The 21,369-nt window shown below is 49.0% G+C and carries 23 protein-coding genes and 1 riboswitch; of the genes, 18 read left to right on the top strand and 5 right to left on the bottom strand.

Features of this window, described 5'->3' with window-relative positions; genetic code table 11:
* Window positions 1–117 precede the first annotated feature (117 nt).
* Window positions 118–507, bottom strand: a complete 390-nt coding sequence (locus tag A3750_RS03305) for a hypothetical protein (protein WP_068520192.1) — start codon at window positions 505–507, stop codon at window positions 118–120.
* A 130-nt stretch (window positions 508–637) separates the two neighbouring features.
* Here A3750_RS03305 and A3750_RS03300 point away from each other — a divergent pair, with 130 nt between their 5' ends.
* Window positions 638–1,195, top strand: a complete 558-nt coding sequence (locus A3750_RS03300) for a DUF3365 domain-containing protein (protein ID WP_068451775.1) — start codon at window positions 638–640, stop codon at window positions 1,193–1,195.
* Window positions 1,196–1,260: 65 nt separating this feature from the next.
* On the opposite strand, the gene A3750_RS03295 is transcribed toward A3750_RS03300, so the two are convergent.
* The 4 genes from A3750_RS03295 to A3750_RS27095 all read right to left on the bottom strand — a co-directional run bounded on the left by A3750_RS03295 (window position 1,261) and on the right by A3750_RS27095 (window position 5,492).
* Window positions 1,261–2,049, bottom strand: a complete 789-nt coding sequence (locus tag A3750_RS03295) for a hypothetical protein (protein WP_068456635.1) — start codon at window positions 2,047–2,049, stop codon at window positions 1,261–1,263.
* Window positions 2,050–2,289: 240 nt separating this feature from the next.
* Entirely contained in the window at window positions 2,290–3,906 is a 1,617-nt protein-coding gene (locus tag A3750_RS03290) for an ABC-F family ATPase (RefSeq protein ID WP_082873187.1), read from the bottom strand.
* A gap of 424 nt (window positions 3,907–4,330) precedes the next feature.
* Window positions 4,331–5,314 (bottom strand): alpha/beta hydrolase, encoded by a 984-nt coding sequence (locus tag A3750_RS03285; protein ID WP_068453174.1) that lies wholly within the window; start codon window positions 5,312–5,314, stop codon window positions 4,331–4,333.
* A 46-nt stretch (window positions 5,315–5,360) separates the two neighbouring features.
* The gene (locus tag A3750_RS27095; protein ID WP_255374861.1) at window positions 5,361–5,492 is read right to left on the bottom strand and encodes a hypothetical protein; all 132 of its coding nucleotides are present in this window, start codon (window positions 5,490–5,492) and stop codon (window positions 5,361–5,363) included.
* A 29-nt stretch (window positions 5,493–5,521) separates the two neighbouring features.
* Between A3750_RS27095 and A3750_RS03280 the strand changes: the two genes are divergently transcribed.
* From A3750_RS03280 to A3750_RS03200, 17 genes are all read left to right on the top strand, one after another.
* Window positions 5,522–5,812, top strand: a complete 291-nt coding sequence (locus A3750_RS03280; protein WP_068453172.1) for a hypothetical protein — start codon at window positions 5,522–5,524, stop codon at window positions 5,810–5,812.
* A gap of 147 nt (window positions 5,813–5,959) precedes the next feature.
* Window positions 5,960–6,970, top strand: coding sequence for an ArsJ-associated glyceraldehyde-3-phosphate dehydrogenase (locus A3750_RS03275; protein WP_068453175.1), 1,011 nt, complete (start codon window positions 5,960–5,962; stop codon window positions 6,968–6,970).
* A 6-nt stretch (window positions 6,971–6,976) separates the two neighbouring features.
* Window positions 6,977–8,221, top strand: coding sequence for an organoarsenical effux MFS transporter ArsJ (arsJ, locus tag A3750_RS03270; RefSeq protein ID WP_068453170.1), 1,245 nt, complete (start codon window positions 6,977–6,979; stop codon window positions 8,219–8,221).
* 93 nt (window positions 8,222–8,314) lie between these two features.
* The gene (locus tag A3750_RS03265) at window positions 8,315–8,572 is read left to right on the top strand and encodes a hypothetical protein (protein ID WP_068453168.1); all 258 of its coding nucleotides are present in this window, start codon (window positions 8,315–8,317) and stop codon (window positions 8,570–8,572) included.
* A gap of 48 nt (window positions 8,573–8,620) precedes the next feature.
* Window positions 8,621–9,388: a DUF4239 domain-containing protein gene (locus A3750_RS03260; protein WP_068465947.1), complete on the top strand. Its 768-nt coding sequence runs from the start codon at window positions 8,621–8,623 to the stop codon at window positions 9,386–9,388.
* 192 nt (window positions 9,389–9,580) lie between these two features.
* Window positions 9,581–10,201 carry a class I SAM-dependent methyltransferase gene (locus A3750_RS03255; protein ID WP_068456914.1) on the top strand — a complete coding sequence of 207 codons (621 nt, stop codon included), beginning with the start codon at window positions 9,581–9,583 and terminating at the stop codon, window positions 10,199–10,201.
* Window positions 10,202–10,845: 644 nt separating this feature from the next.
* The gene (gene maoP / locus A3750_RS03250; RefSeq protein WP_068456911.1) at window positions 10,846–11,193 is read left to right on the top strand and encodes a DUF413 domain-containing protein; all 348 of its coding nucleotides are present in this window, start codon (window positions 10,846–10,848) and stop codon (window positions 11,191–11,193) included.
* A gap of 156 nt (window positions 11,194–11,349) precedes the next feature.
* Complete coding sequence (locus A3750_RS03245) at window positions 11,350–12,252, top strand: energy transducer TonB (RefSeq protein WP_068456908.1); 903 nt, start codon at window positions 11,350–11,352, stop codon at window positions 12,250–12,252.
* A gap of 29 nt (window positions 12,253–12,281) precedes the next feature.
* A riboswitch (cobalamin riboswitch) is annotated at window positions 12,282–12,490 on the top strand.
* A gap of 108 nt (window positions 12,491–12,598) precedes the next feature.
* Entirely contained in the window at window positions 12,599–14,536 is a 1,938-nt protein-coding gene (locus A3750_RS03240; protein WP_068465946.1) for a TonB-dependent receptor, read from the top strand.
* Window positions 14,537–14,549: 13 nt separating this feature from the next.
* Window positions 14,550–15,701, top strand: a complete 1,152-nt coding sequence (locus A3750_RS03235) for a hypothetical protein (RefSeq protein WP_068465945.1) — start codon at window positions 14,550–14,552, stop codon at window positions 15,699–15,701.
* A gap of 10 nt (window positions 15,702–15,711) precedes the next feature.
* A complete protein-coding gene (locus tag A3750_RS03230) occupies window positions 15,712–17,166 on the top strand; it encodes a cobyric acid synthase (protein ID WP_068455653.1) in 1,455 nt (484 codons plus the stop codon).
* On the top strand, window positions 17,163–17,684 hold the full coding sequence (cobU, locus tag A3750_RS03225; protein WP_068453521.1) for a bifunctional adenosylcobinamide kinase/adenosylcobinamide-phosphate guanylyltransferase: 522 nt from the start codon (window positions 17,163–17,165) through the stop codon (window positions 17,682–17,684). The genes A3750_RS03230 and cobU overlap by 4 nt, the downstream gene beginning before the upstream one ends.
* Window positions 17,681–18,481, top strand: coding sequence for an ABC transporter ATP-binding protein (locus tag A3750_RS03220; RefSeq protein WP_068453504.1), 801 nt, complete (start codon window positions 17,681–17,683; stop codon window positions 18,479–18,481). Before cobU ends, A3750_RS03220 begins: the two co-directional genes overlap by 4 nt.
* Entirely contained in the window at window positions 18,444–19,517 is a 1,074-nt protein-coding gene (locus A3750_RS03215) for an iron ABC transporter permease (protein WP_082863092.1), read from the top strand. Before A3750_RS03220 ends, A3750_RS03215 begins: the two co-directional genes overlap by 38 nt.
* Complete coding sequence (locus tag A3750_RS03210; RefSeq protein ID WP_197466209.1) at window positions 19,507–20,436, top strand: cobalamin-binding protein; 930 nt, start codon at window positions 19,507–19,509, stop codon at window positions 20,434–20,436. Before A3750_RS03215 ends, A3750_RS03210 begins: the two co-directional genes overlap by 11 nt.
* A 58-nt stretch (window positions 20,437–20,494) precedes the next feature.
* Window positions 20,495–21,106 (top strand): cob(I)yrinic acid a,c-diamide adenosyltransferase, encoded by a 612-nt coding sequence (gene cobO, locus A3750_RS03205; RefSeq protein ID WP_068453507.1) that lies wholly within the window; start codon window positions 20,495–20,497, stop codon window positions 21,104–21,106.
* Window positions 21,093–21,369 (top strand): nicotinate-nucleotide--dimethylbenzimidazole phosphoribosyltransferase (locus tag A3750_RS03200; RefSeq protein WP_231871691.1); only part of this gene is annotated, 277 nt, incomplete at its 3' end. The genes cobO and A3750_RS03200, both read left to right, overlap by 14 nt.

Here is a 21,369-nt window from a genome sequence, read left to right as displayed (position 1 = left end):
ACGAGCCGGCTTACACACTTTTGATCCTTGCGACGTCGAGCGCATTACCAAGCATAGGCTGCAGAACCAAAGCGTAAAGCCATGATCATCAAAAACGGTAAACAGAAATGTGTGCTTTTAAACGAGCGAAAAGGGTGGTGCGCGAGGAAGCTTAAAATACCGACTCGCTTCGCTTAAACGAAACGAGTATTGCGTATCGATTTGAAGAGATAGATCTAAATGAACAACCTGATCGGGCGTGAAGGCGTGGGCGAGAACACCGCCGGAGAACGGGCACTGCTCGGTCTGAGAGTGTGAAGACGGATGTTCTTGGTCTCCAAGGTAAACAAGTTGTGCGACATCGGATGACCCGATACAAAGCATTACCCAGCCGCTGCCGTTAGCCGACGACCCAGCCATCGTTCCGGTTGCGAACATGGCTTGCTGCAACAACATAAACAGCAACCAGTGCGCGACAAAGCGATGCTTAGCCCGAGGTTTCTGTGTTGCGTCGTATAAGGATGCCATGGAGGAAAAATTCTTATAGTGTAATAGCCACACAAATAGTAATGTAATTTGTCGATGATAAAAACGTTTTTGTGTCGCTTTTTTGCGGAACAGATTGGATTAATGGATTCAGGATACTTTGGTGGGGATTATGACGAGAAAACACATCTTTGCTGCGATCGTTTCAATGTACTGTGCTCTTGTGGCTGGCGTTCAGGCAGAGGATTCTTTAGTCACTGAGGCAAGAGAGCACGCCAGATCTTTGGGTATGTCTTTGAAGGGCGCTCTTCAGTCAAGTATGAAGGCGGACGGGCCGGTTGCTGCCATTGAGGTGTGCCATGTCAACGCTCCGGAAATTGCAGCGCAACTAAGCACTAATGGATGGCGCGTCGCCCGCACCGCATTGAAGGTGCGTAATCCGGAAAATACGCCTGATGAGTGGGAAGTCAGCGTTATGCAGGATTTTGCGATGCGCCTAGCAGAGGGGGAGAATCCCATAGCGCTTGAGGCGAGCAAGATAGAAAATGGCGAGTTTCGTTATATGAAAGCGATTCCGACTGCAGCGGTCTGCCTTGTTTGTCATGGTTCTGATATCGCAGCGCCGGTGGCCAAAAAAATTGCTTCTTTGTATCCTCAAGATCAGGCGACGGGTTTTACTGAAGGCGAATTGCGGGGCGCGTTTTCGCTACGTAAAACTGTCGTGGACTAAAAAGATAGATCTTTATTGGAAGACAAGCCGGGACATTGCCGGCTTGTCTTGCTGCTGAAAAACGCTTAAAAACGTGCGATCCAACCAATCATAAAGCCTTGTGTGGCGGTTACGTATTCAAAGGTTCCTCTGTTGCGATAATCGACCCACACAGAACGATACGATAGGTTAAGGTCAGACCAGTCGTTCAAGTGATACATGGCACCTGCATGAAACAAACTTGTAAAGTCTGTGTCAGCGCCTGCACCCACATCGGTATTAAAGTAAGCACGCCAGTTGTTTGAAATATCGTCCTCGAGACGAAAGCCAATCACGTAATCGATCCAATCTTCGTTTAAGTCTGCCTCTGCTAAGCGAGTGCCATTCACCAAATCGACAGTGGCTTTGCCATCGATATCCCACCAGCGGAGGCCAAAGGTGAAATCAAAGGTGGCTGTGCCGTTCGTGGAGCGTTTGAAGCCTTTCAATTCGAAAACGCCCTGACGTAAATCGATGTCAGCATTTGCTAAACCAAAACCGTTAACGAATAGACCATTGCGCTCACCGCCCAGTTCCATAAAACCGTAATCGACCCAATAACCCCAGCTATTATCCTTTACGCTTTCGAAACGAAACATGCCGGCCATCTCAAGATGATCCATGATAAATTCCGGGTCTACATCGACGTTTAAGGGTAGGTTCCCAACTCGGGCATCGCCTCCTATATTGACGGCTTGCGCGTAGATCTCGACGCTGTTTTGCCAGCCCGATGCCTCGGTTTGCGTGGCTTCTTCGGCTTGCACGAGACCGTTAAAAAATAGAGGGAGTGCGACGAACGCAGATGATCGGAGAAGTGATTTAATGGAGAGCGGCATAAAGTAACCCTTTTTATTGTAAAACGTGAAGGCTTGAGTCGTTAACAAATGCGGTTAACGGTTACTAACTTATAGCCTCTTCTTATGATTTGGCAACAAGAACTTCAGGCGATACGCGTGCTTCAAAAGGAGTAACAGGATTAACTGGAGTAATTGCGAGCGGCTTGAGACGCTTGAGAGGAAAGTAGAGCGAAGGAGGGGCAGAGTGTCGCGACCCTCCTTCGATAACGCGAAAACAAACTATGCTGCGATGATGCCGTTCTTTTGTTTCGCCGCTTGATCCGCAAGATACTCTTCATAGGTCCCTTGGAAATCGACAAGCTTTTTATCTTTAATTTCGATCACTCTCGTCGCGAGCGAAGAAACAAACTCTCTGTCATGACTCACAAAGATCAAGGTGCCATCGAAGGCTTTAAGCGCCTCGTTGAGTGACTCGATCGCTTCCATGTCCATGTGGTTCGTTGGCTCATCCATTACTAACACGTTGAGTTCCATCATCATCAACTTACCGAAGATGAGTCGGTTCTTTTCGCCACCAGAACACACCGCAACCTTCTTGTTAATATCGTCTTCGCTAAAGAGCATCCGCCCAAGCATGCCTCGAACGGCAAGGTCATTGTGTTTGGCGGTTTTCCACTGAGACATCCATTCGAAAACGGTGAGTTCCTTTGCAAAGTCTTCTTTACTATCTTGAGGGCAGTAGCCGATTTCAGCATTCTCTGACCATTTGGCGACGCCTGAATTAGGTTGGATCTTGTCGACAAGGCAACGTAGCAAGGTAGATTTGCCAACACCGTTTTCACCAATAACCGCGAGTTTTGCGCCCGCTTCAAGAATGAGGTCGTCTGAGGTGAATAGGGTTTCACCGTCATAACCGTGAGAAAGACCTTCTAATGTGAGCGCTTGACGATGCAATTTTTTATGTTGTTTGTAGCGGATGGATGGGCTAACTCGGCTGGATGCTTTAACTTCATCGAGCTGAATCTTCTCCATGCGCTTGGCGCGCGACGTCGCTTGCTTTGCTTTTGAGGCATTTGCAGAAAAGCGGTTAACGAAAGACTGTAACTCTTCGATCTCAGCACTCTTTTTGGCATTTTCTGAATGCAATTGTTCCTGAACCAAGCTCGCTGCGGCGGTATATGCCTCGTAGTTGCCCGGATAAATACGCAGTTCACCGTAGTCGATGTCGGCCATGTGCGTACAGACTTTGTTCAAAAAGTGACGGTCGTGCGAGATGATGATCATGGTACATTTTCGCTCATTGAGTATCTCGGCTAACCATTCGATTGTATGAATATCCAAGTTGTTGGTAGGCTCATCAAGAAGCAGTATGTCTGGGTTGGCGAATAGCGCTTGCGCGAGTAATACACGTAGTTTCCAGCCGGGGGCTACTTGCGCCATTAGTCCAAAATGCAGTTCTTCTTCAATGCCTGCCGATAACAAGAGCTCACCTGCGCGACTCTCTGCGCTGTATCCATCCATCTCTGCGAAAAGCGTCTCTAACTCGGCAACGCGCATGCCTTGTTCTTCGCTCATTTCAGGCAAGCTGTATATGTATTCTCGCTCCTGCTTCACTTCCCAAAGTTCAGCATCGCCCATAATGACGGTGTCGACCACGCTGAATTCTTCAAACGCAAATTGGTCTTGGCGCAGCGAACCCAGCTTCTCTCCTGGTGTGATTGAAACATTGCCCGCTGTTGGCGTTAATTCCCCACTTAGAATTTTCATCAGCGTCGATTTGCCGCAGCCATTTGCGCCGATCAGACCATAGCGATTTCCGTTTCCGAATTTGGCTGAAATGTTTTCAAATAATGGCTCGGCGCCAAATTGCATCGTGATGTTTGAGGTGGAGATCAAAGCGCGTGTCCTTGGAAAAAGTGAATACTGGCTTGGCGGATTATTGGTCTTTCAAAAAAAGAAAAAACAAGGTGAGCACAAGGGGCGCGAACTATAAATACCCAAGCGTTTAATGTCGATAGCAGTTGGTTAATTTGTGTGCAATTTCAGGCTTTAATTTGAATGCGGAAAAGCCGAGGGACGGGGACAACAAGTTTTACAGACTTTCACGTGTTAAATTTTGAAATTGACCATATGGTTATGTAAAGTGTGCGCCAAATCACGTTTTTCCAATTTTAACGCTATTAGGTACTTCGCATGCATTTGCTCGCATTTATGATCGTTCTTCGATTGGCAACCCGCTCTCACGCACCCGCTGCGCAAAATACGGATCGACTACGCAGAGATCTTTAAGACTTTTCGGTTACGGCGCTGCTTTGCCCCTTTAGCTCTCGCACAATGCTCCGTTAGCCATCGACCTTGGCAGAGAAGCGCTAGTGTCTATCCAACTGTAAATATCATCAAAGACATTTTGAGATTGTAGGTCGCGCGTCAACATATGGTAGCCCTTTGGGTATAGCCTCAATGTGTAGTCTAGATTCGCCTCATCTAGCTTACTTAGCATACGACATGTTGGGGTGCGTGGAATTACCTCATCGTTCTCTCCATATAAGATCAGGGTCGGAGTGGCGAGCATGGGGCTCAATGCCAGCGCCTTGTCCATTAGGTTTGTTAAACCATATACGGCATCAATTCTCGTCTCTTTTATAACCCGTTTATCCCGTGCCATTGCGCGTAGCGCGTCGACATTGTCGGTGGCAATGATGTTAAGACTCTCTCCGGTTGGCTTCCAAGACGGCGCGATGCGCACGGCAAGTGCCAGTGCCCAACGCTGATACCAGGGTTGCGTATCTCGTGCCCAAACCGCAGGTGCCAGGAGTGCCGCTCCAAAGACGGATTTATTCTCTGCAAGAGGCGTCGTTGCTAGTGCAGAAATGATCACGGCGCCCCCCATGCTTTCACCCACGAGGTAGATCGGTATGCCCGGGTATGTCTCCTCTAGCATCGCGACTAGCGCCACTAGGTCTGACTCTAATACTCCGTCACCCGGCCAGATGCCTCTATGCGCTGTCGCGCCAAAACCTCTCTGGTCGTAGGCGATGCAAGCGATGTTGTGCTTGTTCATGAAGCGACACATCGTTTCAAACGCTTGGCTGTAATCGTTGAATCCATGCAGTGCGACAATTATGGCGGTAGGGTTGTCTGGGGGCTCTGATTGTGACAGAAATGGCAGCCGATACCCGTCACTCGTAATGAACGCTTGTGACTCTAGCTTCGCTTGCGTGTTTACCGGATCCATTGGCTGAACGAGCGGCGCAGAGCACGCACTCAACACGACTGCGAACATCAAGATTAAAAAAAACGGCATAGACTGGTAGGTTCTCGGGATTTGATTAAAGCTACTTTAGCACCGGTTATTGGCTCGTTGAATGGTTGTGATTATCGCGCTCTTTGAGGCGTTGATTGCCTTGCATATCGTCGATGACCATAATCGGTGTCATAAAACGGTCATGAGCGACTTTTAAAGTCGCTTTAATGGTCATCATGCTCTGAAAAGATTCTCGGAGCGAATATCTTGGAACTACTTCTTCGTCGTAATTATCTCGTGCTTTTAGTACAACAAGCCAGTGATGAACATGTGTTGGTCGAAACGTTAGCGGGAGAAAAGTTTCATGAGCGCTGGCTTGGGTTCGGTTTGTCTGGCAGCTCGGGAAGACCCCTTTTGATTCCTTGCAATGGGTGGCGCTATTCATCGGAAGATAGCTGGCAATACCTCGACAAGGGGGAGTATCTTGCTGGCAGTCAAACCCCCTCAGGAATTGTGGGAATGATCGACAACAATCTTCCTGTCATTGTCGAGCGTTAATATTTGTTTGGTTTTTAGGTGCTGAACTAGTGCTTCCTGCTTCTAATTGCATGACAATATGTTCGCGATGGCTGGTCGTGTTTCGGAAGCTTGCTTGCGCCCATTTTTATTTCAAGTTGGCATGTGTATTTTTGAGTAGAGGTGATGATGACTATCAAGGTAGGGATTAATGGGTTTGGTCGTATGGGTCGACTTACAATGCGTGTGGCGTTTGAGTGGGACGACGTCGAGATCGTACAGATTAACGACCCTGCAGGGGATGCCGCGACCCTAGCGCACCTGCTTACTTTTGATTCTGTTCATGGGATATGGCATTACGAGGCCTCCTCTGAGGGTGAGACCATGTTGGTCGCTGGAAAGCGCATTGCTTGTACGAAGAACAAGTCAATTTCCGAAACGGATTGGTCTGCCTGCGATGTTGTGATTGAAGCAAGCGGTAAAATGAAAACGAAAGCCTTGTTGCAAGCCTACTTGGATCAGGGTGTTCGGCGCGTCGTAGTCAGCGCACCAGTGAAAGAAGAGGGCGTGCTCAATGTCGTGATGGGTGTGAATCACTCGCTCTATAATAAAGAGGCGCACCGGATTGTTACGGCCGCATCTTGCACGACCAATTGCCTTGCGCCGGTTGTAAAGGTCATACACGAAAAACTGGGAATAGTTCACGGCTCGATGACCACAATTCATGACATCACCAATACACAAACGATTCTCGATGCTCCGCATAAAGATCTGCGTCGGGCGCGTGCCTGTGGCATGAGCCTTATTCCTACGACAACCGGCTCGGCTACGGCAATTACCCATATTTTTCCTGAGCTCAAGGGTAAGCTGAACGGCCATGCAGTGCGGGTGCCGCTTGCTAATGCTTCGCTTACCGACTGTGTGTTTGAAGTAAGCCGACCGACAACGGAGGACGAAGTAAACGGCTTTCTTCAAGAAGCTGCCGAGGGCGAGTTGCGTGACATCCTTGGTTTTGAGACTCGGCCGTTGGTGTCCATCGATTACAAAACAGATCCGCGCTCAAGCGTGATTGATGCGCTTTCGACCATGGTGGTGAATGATACGCAGGTAAAACTGTATGCTTGGTATGACAACGAATGGGGCTATGCAAACCGAACGGCTGAGTTAATGCGCATGGTTGGACGGATGGATATGGAGTAACACCTCATGGCGTTGTTGGGGAGATCATCTGGGGAGCTGTCTCCAGAAATTCGTCAGTACATGGTCGTGACGGGCAACTACTGGGCGTTCACATTGACCGATGGCGCGCTGCGGATGCTGGTTGTGCTGTATTTTTATGGCCTCGGTTATAGCCCCTTACAAATCGCGATGCTGTTCATCTTTTATGAGGTGTTTGGTGTCATCACCAACCTGGTTGGTGGCTGGCTAGGTGCTCGGCTAGGTCTGAATCGCACCATGAATATCGGTTTGCTAACGCAGGTTGTTGCTTTAGCGATGTTACTGGTGCCGGCAGCTTGGTTAACCGTGCCGTGGGTTATGGCGGCGCAAGCGCTGTCGGGCATAGCCAAAGACTTGAATAAGATGAGCGCTAAAAGCTCTATCAAGTTGCTCGTACCCTCAGATGCCCAAGGTCAACTCTATAAATGGATTGCGATTTTGACGGGCTCTAAAAATGCCTTAAAAGGAGCTGGCTTTTTTCTCGGAGGGGCCCTTCTGAGTCTGATTGGGTTTGAGGGTGCTGTGTTCAGCATGGCCTGCATGCTCGCTGCTGTCTGGATGTTTAGTGTAATTGTGCTTAAAAAAGACTTGGGTAAAGCCAAAAATAAGCCCAAATTTACTGAGATTTTCTCTAAGAGCCGAGCGATTAATTATCTTTCAGCGGCTCGAATGTTTTTATTTGGCTCTCGCGATGTCTGGTTTGTTGTTGCTTTGCCTGTGTATCTCGCCAGTGAGTTTGGTTGGGATCACTGGACTGTGGGTGGTTTTCTTGCAGCATGGATTATTGCCTATGGCTTTGTTCAGGGCTTTGCGCCAAAACTAACCGGGCGGAAAAACGGAAGAGTGCCAGACGGCGGCGATGCGCTTGGTTGGGCGTTTTTGCTTGCCGCGCTTCCGGCGTTCATTGCTCTTGCGTTTGCGTTTGACTGGTATACACAGCAGGCACTGATCATCGGCTTGCTCGTGTTTGGCGCATTGTTTGCCATAAACTCCTCCCTGCATAGTTATTTGATTGTTAGCTATGCTGGGGAGGATGGCGTCTCGCTTGATGTCGGTTTTTACTATATGGCAAACGCGATGGGGCGGCTGATCGGCACGGTGTTATCGGGATGGCTTTATCAAGCGTATGGGCTAGAGATGTGCTTATGGGTTTCGGCGGCGTTCATTCTAATCACCGCACTAATCTCTTTCGGTTTGCCGAAACATGCATCTAAATTGGGCGTTGAACTGTAAGCGCCTCGCTCGACCTGTCGCGTCTCAGTCTTTGCGCATCTGCGAATTAGCAGCTAACTTTAGAGTCATACGTTTATGTGAGCAGAGAGCGCTATGGATAATAAAAAAAGTTTAGTGATTCGTTTTGTCGATGGCAGCATGGTGTCGTTTGATTTTGCCAAGCAAGTGTTAGACCCAATGCAGCTTGTTAAAAACATCGATAATGCGCTTAAACAGCCTTATATGTCTGTCGAGGCCGAGGGCGCTTTGCACCTTTATCCTCGGGAAAACATCAAATCCATACAGGTTTATCCAAGTCCAGAGAAGCTCCCGGACTACGTCATTCGTGGTGCAGAGTATTCTGCAGGATAGGCTTTGACTCGTTTCGGAATATTACTGTGTTTTCCTTTAGGGTGATGAATGGGCATCTTCGCAGGTTTGGCTTTAATAGAAGCGTTAGTTGTGACCATCGTGTTGATCTTTGGTGCCGTTATGTCTGGCGTCATGGTCGGGCGGTATTTTCTCAAACACTATTCAGCAGATGAGGCCCCGCCTGTTGGCTCGTTAGTCGCCGCGCTCTTTGCGTTGTTAGCGTTCTTGCTCGCGCTCACCTATAGCACGACTTCGAATCGCTTTGAGGAAAGAAAGCAGTTGTTACTTGATGAGGTTAATGCGATTGGGACGGCCTACCTGAGAGCGGACTTCATTGACTCAAATGCGTGGCGAACAGAATCAAAAGAACTGTTGAAAAGCTATGTGGCTCTGCGTGCCAATGTTGTTGATCAAGAGGCCGATATTGGTTTCATACTTGAGCGATCGGAAGTTCTTCACAAAGAGCTTTGGCGTATTGCGGTAAACGCGGTGCGCGCAAATAGAGACCCAGCCCACCTTGCTTATGCAACGTCATTGAATGATGTTATTGATCTTCATACCTCTCGGGTAGTGGTGGCACTTAAATATCACATTCACCACACGGTTTGGCTTGTTCTCATGACGGTATCGGTGCTCTCGATGTTCGCCATGGGCTTTCAGTTTGGTTACGGGGGTGGCCGCCGCGTGATGTTGTGTTTTGTATTGGCGCTTACCTTTAGTCTTGTACTGATGATGATAGAAGACTTAGATCGCCCATTGGAGGGGACGATCACCGTCGACAATCAGCCACTCGCTGAATTGCTGAAAACGATGTGACGCGTTAACGTATTCTTGTCTTAGTTAGCTTCGAGCCTCTTTGCTCTTTACTCGCTCGTCCTGATGGATTGCTTCGAATGACGCTCTCCCTGACCGCATTTCCCGTGTTTTAGACGAGTTAAGTCGGATACTCAGCTAGCGCTTGCGGTTAAGCTTTAGTGGAACGTTAATTAACACAAGGTGTCTGATGGCATGAGTCTTTATGAGCAGTACGTCTTACCACATTTGATCAATTGCGCTTGTGGCTCGCCGCCTATTTTAAAACTGCGGAGTCAACTTGTTCCCCAGGCTGAAGGCGCTGTGCTGGAAGTCGGCATGGGTTCGGGTATTAACTTGCCTTTTTACGATACCAGCAAGATCGATTATGTCTGGGGCTTAGAGCCTTCACTCGGTATGCGAAACAAAGCCGCAAAGCGGCTAGCCCAAAGCCCTGTTAAAGTGCGTTGGCTTGATTTACCTGGCGAGAAAATTCCCTTGGAAGATGACTCCGTCGATACCATTCTTCTGACATTTACACTTTGCACTATTCCCGATACGGCCAAAGCACTGGCGCAAATGCGACGCGTGCTGAAGCCGAATGGCAAGCTCTTGTTTTGTGAGCATGGTGAAGCGGAACATGCGCGCGTCAAAAAGTGGCAAAATCGTTTGAATCCGGTTTGGTCGAAACTAGCGGGCGGTTGTCAGCTTAATCGTCAGATTAGCGGCTTGATCTCGGAGGCAGGCTTCGCGATTGAACGCGCGTCTTCGTTTTACGTCCCAAAAACCCCGCGCTTTGCAGGTTATATCTACACAGGTGAGGCACGTATTGCTTAATAACACCTGTTTGTTTTTTTTGTGCGCCTAACCATCGCTAGGCCTTGGTTTTCGTGCGCGTGTAAGACGTATGCTGCATCGTTCTAGAAAAGTCTGCTCTGGGACATCTAATTAGTCAGGAAGAGGGCGGGTCCAGTCGTTCTTTTGCATGAGTGACCTCATTGAACCGTCTTTTTTAGCCGCGCAATCCGAGCATTGACAGTTGTGATGGTGCTTTCCGGAATCTATAGGTCCATGGCTAAGTGAACGGTTGAGGGTTTTATCACGCTAGAGATATCTTGAATGTTGAAAGACTCTAGGCGTTGATCGGTTGCGTGCAATGCGTGGTTGATCCGAGCGCACTCTCCAATATAAACATCGCCATGGTCGATAATGTGCAAACTCTTATCTGTGCAATAAGTGAGCAGGCGCGCGCGGCGGCGGCACAGTCTTTGCTGAGTCGAGAGTGCTCTCTAAAAAGCGGCAAACTCATTCGATGGTGTCAACAAGCTGTAATACGGCATCCGCACACTTTGTGCTGTTCTGAATGGAACTTTGATCACAATAATTGCGTTTAAATTGTTTGAGAATACGGGGCAGCTAGGGAGCAGTCAGCGTATAACAATAACCAGAATCCAAAGAGATTCGATGCAAGGGAGTAAGCTATGCTTGATAAGAGCTTAGTGTCGGGGAAATCTTTCCGCGATGACAAAAATTTTCCACACGGTTTTAGCCGCAGCGGCAACTTTTCAAGAAACGAATCCGATCTATTAACACGTGCTGGAGCGGTCGCAAATGCGCTTGCTAATGGCACCTTAGAGCCAACATCCAAGGCACAAAAACAACTCTTGGCGGTATGCCGTGGTGAACGAGATGCGAGTACCGAATTCGAGCGAGTTTGGTTGAAGTATGTCGATGCCGTTGGCAGCAAGCGTTGCGTGTTCAGTTTTGCATCAACAGGTAATCTTGCTTCTAGCGAAAGCCGTGTTTACGCGAAGGACTTTCTAGCTTAGGCAGTTCCTTCAAGCCAGATAAAGTGTTGTACGTTGCGGGTTGCGCGAGTTGCGCGATGAGGGTGTTGTTTGTATAGTCGCGCCCTCATCCTCAGTTGTTTTAACGCAGTTTGATACACGCCAATGCAACACTTTTTTTCACATAGCACGGCCGGAATGCAAAACCGCTTTATGGTGTTTGCGTTCGTGTTTGCGGTGCTTGTGCATGTTGTCTTGTTTTTTCTGCTAGATGGGCTTTTCAAGCCGAAAGCCTATGTGGCCGATCAGACTTCCTATCGTGTATCGCTAAATGCACGCGCAGATGACTCGCAAATTACCCCAGACCCCGAGTCAGTCGTTCATATCCCCGCCAGTCAACCTTCGCCAGCAAAGGCAGAGCCTCAAACACTACCTAAAAAAACGATTGAAAAGACCTCGCCAGAGCCGCTAAAAAAGATCGCAAAGGCAGATCAAACGGAAGCTTTAAAACCTGATGTGGAACGCCAAGTACCGCAGCAGCTTGCACAGCCCACTAAGAAAGCGACAGCGAAAAGTGTTCAGCAAATTACCAGCACTGAATTTAAGCAAAGACGCATTAGTCAACCGGAACGAGAAGTCAAAAAGCCGGAGCAAGAAGAACCGGAAGCCAAGAAACGGCAGGTTATTAATGAGCAGGCAAGCGCTGATATCGATGCCAAGCCCAGCGATTCAGCAGATAGCGAGCCGGCTAAACAGGAAGCAGTCGCAGAACAGGCGCAAGCGAATGAAACCCCGGCTGAAGAGCCGCTGCCAAAAGTTCGCGAGCCGCAATTTCAAATAGGCAGCGCAAACAATCCGAAGCCAACCTATCCTCAAAGAGCCATCAACCGTGGGTGGGAAGGTGATGTGGTGCTGGGTGTCCATATCGACGCGGATGGCACTGTCACTTATGTTGAAATTCTTGAATCCAGCAATGTCTCTGCGCTTGATTTTGCTGCGTACTCAACGGTGATGGATAGCTGGCGATTCTCTCCAGCTGATGAGGACGAGCGCGAATTGAGGGGCTACGTTACGGTTCCGATTTCATTTCGGATCAATTAATCGTTGACGAATTCGTCGCATCCTCGTAAAGTCGCACACCTGCTTGAGGTGCTCAATTACCAGTTCATGGTGAGCGAGTGAAACGGGAAGATTGGTGTGAATCCAACGCTGCCCCCGCAACGGTAAGCAAGTAAAGTTTGTCATCCTCGCCACTGTGCATTCAGCATGGGAAGGCCGTCAAACTAGGGTAAATCCCAACTTGTGAGCCCGGAGACCGGCCTGAAGCAAATGTTGTAATATTGCGGAGGGCGATATTCGGGATTGATAACCGTTGTTGTCGCTTTGCGCGTGTTTTCATCTTTCCGATCTCTTTCTCTGCACGTTTGAATATAACGTGAGCTGAGTAATGGTATCCCGACTATCAATATATAGTGCGCTTTTTTTCGCCTGTACGGTGTTGCATGCGAATGAACATGTGCAGCATGAGCAGGTTGTTGTTATTGGTTCGCGCTCGTCTGCTAATGATATTGATGTCGACGTCATCCCAAGCCATGTTACCGTCGTTCAAACTAAAGACTTATCAAGCTCTTATTCCAGCGTTGCTGACGTGCTAAAGGCACAGGCCGGCGTTCAAATCCGTCAACAAGGCGGGATGGGCTCGTATTCTTCACTTAGTATTCGGGGCTCTACGGGTGCTCAGGTCAATGTGTACCTAGATGGCGTGCTTTTAAACAGTGCCCAGGGCGGGGCCGTTGATTTGAGTGAGCTGTTGCTCGATTCCGTAGAGCGCATCGAGATTTATCGTGGGTATGTACCTTTGCAACTTGGCTCTGCCGGAATTGGCGGTGCTGTAAACGTTGTGACCAAGCAATCGAAGCAGACCGGTGGCCATATCAGCTTGACCTATGGCTCTTTCAACTCGAGTAAGTTTGCGGCTTCAAGCAGTATCGTTGCCGAGGACATGCGTTTGCGTGGCAGCGTAGAGCGCGTTTCTTCAGACAACGATTTTGATTTAGTCAATGACAACCAAACTCCGTCAAACCCGCTTGATGATCGCGATGAAACGCGACAGAACGCCCAATACGATCAACTGAGCGCGGCGCTATCGGGAGACTATGCGATACGCCCCGATATGACATTGTCGGGTCTCGCTCAGTATTACGATCGCGCGAAAGGCATCCCCGGTGTCGTCAACGACCCGACCAACAAAGCACAGTTTGATACGGAATTTTTTATGTTTAGTACTGGTTTAGATCACCAGCTAACGAAGGCATGGGATTTGAGTTATCAGCTTGCGCTTAGCCAGCGTGACACATTGTATGACGATACCCAAAACAAAGTCGGTTTGAATGCGAACCTAGAGGCGGCCACGACACAATCAATCGACGCTAAAGTACACGCTCGTCAACGCTTGAAGCAGAGCATCCTTCACTACGAAGTCGCTGCGAATCAAGAGACTTACGACAACCACGATAAGTTGCGAGAGATCCGGTTTGAAGCGCAAAGACAGCAGTATTCGCTCGGCTTGCAGGGCGAATGGTTTAGCCGTGACGATGCGTTTTCAGTGATGGGACAAACCCGGTTTCGAGCTGTGTCGGATGAGACGGATTTACTTACTCAAGATGATCGTTCTGAGCAAAGCTTTGATGCTCAACTCGGGTTGAATTACCAACTGAATCGCTCATTGAAGTTACGCACTAGTCTATCTCGCGATATTCGCCTACCTAGCTTGTACGAATTGTATGGTGATGATGGCAGCGCAATCGGCAATGCGGATCTAGAAGATGAAGTCGCTCTAAATGCAGAAGCTGGATTCCAGTTTTCTTCCACGGCGAGTTTAGCCTCGTTGACTGCGTTTTATCGAGATCTTACCGATGCGATTGTGACGATCTATGACGCCAGAGGAATTGGTAGGGCTGAGAATATCTCCTCGGCGCTTTTGTATGGCTTAGAGTTTGATGGCGAAGTTTCACTCTATGATGCGTGGAAGCTTGGTGCCAAAGGCGCATGGGTAAATTCTGAGGATCGATCTCAAGTTGTGGGTTTTCGCGGAAACCCACTCCCTGGGCAATACGAATATACGAGCGGCTTAGTGAATCAATTTTTGTGGCATTCCTATCTTGCTGAAATCGAATTCGTTTATCGAAATGAGGGTTTCTACGACCGCTCTGCGACTACGGAATTGCCCGAAAGCAAGCAAGTGCATGCCGCGCTTAAATACAGTTTTTCTGATCACCAAGTTGAGTTGGTTGGTCGCAATCTAACCGATGAGAGAATTGAAGACTTTAATCGCTATCCAGCGCCGGGTCGTCATTTTTATCTGTCTTACAAGTACGTTTTTTAACAGGGGTAACACTATGGAAGTTCGAAACATTTTTAAAAATGGGTTGGTCATGTCGGCCGCAATCTGGCTTGCTGCGTGTAGTAGCAGTAGTGATAATCCAGATTTTTCAGTGGATTGTAATGATTGCGCGGTGATCACGGGAGTCTCTGCAGATTACGCATCAAGCACAATCGACTTTGCTGAGACGAGCATGATGTTTTCGAGCCAAGGCGGTTTTGCTGCACAAGACTATTCTGACATGCGAGCGGTGACCTATGGTGACCACTTTTACCGAATCAATCGCGGTAGCTTGAGTTCAATCGCAAAATACTCGTTTGCTGATGGAGTGAACCCAATCTGGGAATTCTCGGTAGGCGCTGATACAAACCCCTATGACGTAGTGTTTGCTTCAGAAACCAAAGCGTATGTCTTACTTTGGGAGTCAAACGAGATTCTTGTGATCGACCCCAGTGTTGCTAGCAATGCGGACGAAGCAGACTTCATTGATGAAGCGGCATCGATTGATTTAACTGCCTACGATGAAGGGCTTGGCGCGACGGCGGCGGCCGGAATCATCGACGGCAGCAATCTGTACGTTTTGCTGGAGGGCTTGGATAGCACGTATGCACCGCAAACATCTCGCCTTATCAAAATAGACACGTCAACAGATACTGTCACGCAAGCCCTTGATCTGACCGTTAAAAATGCAGGCGATATGGATTTGTATGGTACGAATATTTACGTTGCGGGCAAGGGTCGTTACGCGAGTATGAACCGGCCGGTTGAGCTTACTGGTGGTATTGAGAAGATCGATATTTCAGGTATGACGATGACCAGTACCTTGCTTGTTGACGATGATGACGTGAATGTTGGCGCACAAATCATGGAAGTTGAAATCGCAAGTGCATCGAAGGGATATTTGACGCGTTACAACGCTTGGGGTGACCTTGATGTGATCACGTTCGATGCGGGAACAGGCCTTGTCTCCAATGCACCGTTAACCGATTACAGCAGTATTGACGCGCGCACTATTGAAATTGATAACGCCAATCAGCTTTGGGTAGGAATCGCTGATTTCGCAGCACCGCGTATCGATGTAGTGAGTACTTCAACAGACTTGCTAGAAGGTACCGTTAACTTACTCAACAATCCGGCCGCAATTCGTTTTGCAGATACAACAAACTAAGTAGCGCTCTATGACCACGCTGATGATTCAGGGCACCACTTCTGATGCCGGTAAAAGCACCTTGGTTGCGGCGATTTGTCGCATCCTCCATCAGCGTGGTTTGGATGTTGTTCCGTTTAAACCTCAGAATATGGCGCTCAATAGTGCGGTCACGGTTGATGGTGGTGAAATCGGAAGAGCGCAGGCCCTACAGGCACTTGCGTGCGGCCTAGAGCCACATACGGATATGAATCCGATTCTGCTGAAGCCAAATACCGATATTGGTGCGCAAGTGATTGTGCACGGTAAGGCGCAAGGCAACATGGATGCGCAAAGCTATCATCAATACAAGCGCTTAGCGATGGACGCCGTGCTGGAATCGCATCGCAGACTCGAAGAACAATACCAACACGTGATTGTAGAGGGTGCAGGTTCGCCAGCCGAGATCAATCTGCGTGACCGCGATATCGCAAATATGGGGTTCGCGGAGGCCGCAGACTGTCCCGTTATTATTGTTGCCGACATCGATAAAGGGGGCGTCTTTGCTCACCTTACGGGCACCCTCGATTTACTGAGTCAAAGTGAGCAGGACCGCGTCGTTGGCTTCGTGATCAACCGGTTTCGCGGCGACATCAAGCTACTCGAAAATGGCTTAGAATGGCTCGAAAGTAGAACGGGTAAGCCGGTGCTTGGGGTTTTGCCTTATTTGCATGGGCTAAATCTTGATGCTGAAGATGCCTTACCTCAAAACAACGCAGAGCAAACGGGCATATTCAATGTGGTTGTGCCCGTGCTGCCAAGAATCAGCAATCACACGGATTTTGAACCTTTTCGTCTGCACCCAGAGATCAACTTTACTTATGTTCCGGTTGATAGCGAGATTCCGCCTGCGGATTTGATTATTTTGCCCGGCTCAAAATCGGTGAGGGATGACTTGGCTTTTCTCAAAGAGCAGGGTTGGGAAGCCGCGCTTCAAAAGCATTTACGTTATGGTGGTAAGGTGCTCGGTATTTGCGGTGGCTATCAGATGCTTGGCAAGCGGATTGAGGACTCTCAAGGTATTGAGGGTGAAGCGGGTTCAAGTGCTGGATTTGGCTACCTGGATTTAACGACAACACTGACGGGTGACAAGGCGCTAAAACAGGTTAGGGGTAAGTTTGTTGTAGGCAACGATATCGTGACAGGCTATGAAATTCATGCTGGTCGGTCGACAGGAGCTAGCTTAGAGAAGCCGTTTATCGAATACGATAACGGGCAGTTCGATGGCGCAATTAGTGAAGATGGGCAGATAGCCGGCACTTATTGGCATGGGCTAGTAGATACACCGGGGGCACTAGATGCAATCCTGGCGTGGGCAGGCTACAAGGCCGCACAGCCCTTGGATTATGTAGCCTTGCGTGAAGCATCCCTAGATAGACTCGCCACGGAGTTTGAGCGCGCCTTAGATATGGATAAACTAATGACGATCTTAGAGGGGCGAGTATGAAGCACCTAATACTGGGTGGCGTTAAATCTGGCAAAAGTCGATACGCAGAAAACTCGGCGAGAACGTTATCTGACAAGGTTGCGGTTGTAGTCACCGCAGAACCTTTAGACGAGGAGATGAAGGCACGCATCGCACGTCATATCGCTGATCGCTCTGCACATTGGCAAACTAAAGAAGCGCCTATCGATCTCGCCGCTGCGTTAAAGCAACTGGACCGCGACCCAAGTGTTGAGGTTGTGATTGTTGATTGCTTAACCCTCTGGATTACCAATTTGCTTGTAAAACCCAAGGTCTCCGACCGCCTCGCGCACTATGTCGCCGAGTTCGAAAAAGAGCTTAAGCATTTCACTAAACCACTGCTACTTGTTTCCAATGAGACCAACATGGGCATCATGCCTGTTGATGCATTATCAAGAAGGTTTTGCGATGAGACGGGTAGGCTGCACCAGCGCCTTGCAGCTGCTGTTGATCGGGTTGATTTAATCGTTGCGGGACTGCCTGTGAGCGTCAAGCCATGACGTTGAATCTCGACATTCAAGGTCTCTGCTGGGATGTGCCCAACACGCAGCGTCGTATTCTTGATCACATTGACCTTTCTATTCAGGAAGGGAAGTTCGTCGGCCTTATTGGGCCAAACGGTGCGGGAAAGTCGTCGCTCATGCGGAGTGTTTATCGCGTGCACAAGCCGAGCTCTGGCAAGGTATTGGTAAACGGCAAGGACATCTGGAGCATCTCAACGAAGCAAGCGGCGCAGCAAACTGCGGTGATTCTCCAAGAGCAAAGCGAGCATATGGGTCTGACTGTACGAGAGGTTGTCGCTCAGGGCTTGACGCCACATAAAGGTCTGTTTGAGCCGGACTCTCAGCAAGAGATGAAGCGTATCGATGAGTTGATTGAAGAGTTTGAGTTAGACAGCATGTCGAAGTCCTTGTTTTCCAATTTATCGGGTGGAGAGAAACAGCGCGTTTTTCTGGCCCGCGCAATTGTTCAGAACCCGTCGTTACTCATTATGGATGAGCCAACGAATCACCTCGACATTCATTTTCAGCTCGAGGTATTGCGCTCAGTCAAAGCCATGCCGCTTACGGTGTTTGCGTCCTTTCATGACTTGAATTTGGCCGCCGCGTTTTGCGACGAGCTGCATGTTATACACCGAGGGCGTATTGTGGCTTCTGGCTCGCCGCAGCAGGTTATAACGGAAGATATGATCGGGGATGTGTTTAGAGCCTGTTGTGTTGTTGATCAACATCCACTTTACGGCCATCCTCGGATTAGCTATGCATATCATGCTTTGGGGGAGAATAATGACGCCTAATGTTGTGTTCACCCTAGCTTGGTTGTTGATCACGCTTGTCAGTCTTGTGGCGTCTATGGCGTTTGGTGCGGCCAATATCTCGATGCAGGATGTGGTTCAAAGCATTTGGGGCTTGGTCTTTGAACTGGGTTCCAGCGACCTTGAGCCGCTTGTTGGCGAGGTAAAGCAGCGTATTATCTTAGAGTTACGAGCGCCGCGTGCTGTCTTGGCATTTTTAACGGGAGCAGGGCTCTCGCTCGCCGGTGCGGTGTTGCAAACCGTTACCAGAAACCCGCTGTCAGACCCTTACTTATTTGGTATTTCTTCGGGCGCTTCATTTGGCGCGGTGTTAGTCATTGCGAGTATAACCGGCACGTCTTTGGGCGCGGCATCCGCCTTTAGTGAGTTCACGATTACGGTGGGCGCGTTGCTAGGTAGTCTGCTCTCGGTTGTGTTGGTGGTCGCACTTGCCGGCCGAAGCGGCAGTATCGAGCGTATGCTTCTCGCTGGAGTGGCTTGCTCATTTATGTTTAGTGCAGCGACAAGCTTGGTTCTCTATATGTCGGATCCTTTGGCCGCATCGTCGCTTATTTTTTGGACCCTTGGTAGTTTTTCCCGAGCAGAGTGGTCGAGCCTAACTGGTGTGATTGTTGTCGTGGGGGTGGGTTTGCTGGTTTTTATTTCATTTTCGAGACCGCTTAGAGCCATGCTTGCCGGTGATGAAAGCGCACGTGCGCTGGGTGTTTCTGTCGTGAAGCTTCGTTTAGGAATGCTATTACTAAGCTCCCTGATGACCGCAGTATTAGTCGCGAATTGTGGCGGGATTGGTTTTGTCGGTTTGATGATCCCTCACATTGTTCGTCGTTTGATTCAGGGTCGCACAATTAATGTCTATATCGCTACCGCATTATTAGGCGGTGTATTTATGGTTTGGGTCGATGTTCTGGCGCGAACACTCCACGGTGATTTTGAACTACCGGTTGGCATCATTACCGCTGCTATTGGTAGTACCTTTTTTCTGCTCGTCTTATATCGAAGAGAAACGCATGCATCGTAAGTTGTTTTTGGGTCTTATCCAATCCGTGCACCTTGGCCGGTATTTCCAAGCATTAAAGACGGGCCTGATGTGGTTTCTGTTATGTATGGCATGTGCGCACGCAGCCGCCGATGGCTTAAATCATTCAGCCCAAGCGGAGTCTGTTGAGCGCATTATTGCTTTGTCGCCGCACTCTGTTGAAATTATTTTCTTGCTGGGCGCAGGCGATAAAATTGTTGGTACCACTGAGTTTGCAGATTACCCGGAAGCCGCGCTCAATATCCCGAGGATCGGGAATTATGATGGTATTCAGATAGACCGCGTCTTGGAATTGCAGCCCGACGTCGTGATTGCCTGGGAGGGCGGCAACCCAGCAAAGGACTTGGCGCGTATTAGATCACTTGGGATTCCTATTCACTTAAGCAAGACGAAGCGACTTGAAGATATTCCACTGGAAATTCAAGCGATCGCCAAGCGGATTGGTTATGAGCAACAAGGTGACGCGTTGGCTAGTGCTTATTTAGAGCGCTTAGAGGCATTGCGCAACCGATATCAAGACGCTGCGAAGGTACGGTTTTTCTATCAATTGTGGTCTAAACCGTTGCGCACAATGGCCGCGGGCAGCTGGATTAATCAACTGTTTAGCGGTTGCGGTGGAGAGAATGTCTTTAGCGATCCAGCACTGGATTATCCGCAGGTGAGTTTGGAAAGTGTCATTGAAAAGCAACCGGATGTGATTGTCGTACCGACGCATCATGGCGGGGAAATAGCCGTTGAAATGTGGCAGAACTGGCCTGAAATTCCCGCTGTTAAGAATGAGCAGATCGTATTTTTTGATGGCGATTTATTGCATCGATTTTCGTATCGAACCTTGGATGGCATGCAGCAGGTGTGCGAGCGATTTGATGCGATAAGAACACAGAGCACGTTGAGTAAGTGAGTTTTAAGTGGCCCGCATTGGGCACCATAAACACTGAACGAAGTAACAGGAGCGAGTAATGACTGGCGAGAGCGATAAGAACGAAGCGCACAAAAAGAAGATGCAAAAGCAAAAAGAAAACGTGGATGCGCACATCGCAGCCGCGGACGAAGAGCGTGGTATTGCATTGTTGTTAACCGGCAACGGGAAAGGCAAAAGCAGCTCCGGTTTCGGTATGGTGCTGCGGGCCCTTGGTTATGACCAAAAAGTCGGCGTGGTGCAATTCATCAAAGGCGCACAGCTTTCTGGTGAAGAGATCTTCCTGAAAGAGAAAATGCCTGAAGTCGACTTCTATCAGATGGGCACCGGTTTTACTTGGAACACGCAAGACAGAACCTCTGACATCGAGGCCGCCGAGCGAACTTGGGAGCAAGCGGCGCGCATGTTAAAAGACACGAGCCTGGATTTGGTTCTGCTCGATGAACTGACCTACATGATCGCCTATAAATATTTGGATGAGCAGATGATTGTCGATGCGATTGCCAATCGTCCTCCTGAGCAAAGTGTCATCGTTACCGGTCGTGGCGGCGGCAGCGCCCTCCGAGAGGTGTGTGACACGGTGTCAGAGGTCAAAGAGATCAAACATGCCTACAAGGCTGGCGTGAAGGCACGAAAAGGTGTCGATTACTAAGATGGATCTTCGTGCTCAAATCCAACACAAAATTGACTCAAAGACCAAACCTCTCGGCGCTTTGGGCCTTGTTGAAACCTTGGCAATGCAAATTTGTTTAGTTCAAAAAACGCTAGAGCCAACGCTGATCAAGCCTACGATCGTTGTTTTTGCTGGTGATCATGGTATTGCGCACGAAGGGGTGAGCGCCTATCCGCAAGAAGTGACTTGGCAAATGGTGATGAATTTTGTTTCAGGAGGCGCTGCGATCAACGTGTTTACTA

This window comes from Oleiphilus sp. HI0079, from assembly GCF_001635105.1.
This window is presented reverse-complemented; position numbering and strand designations above follow the sequence as displayed.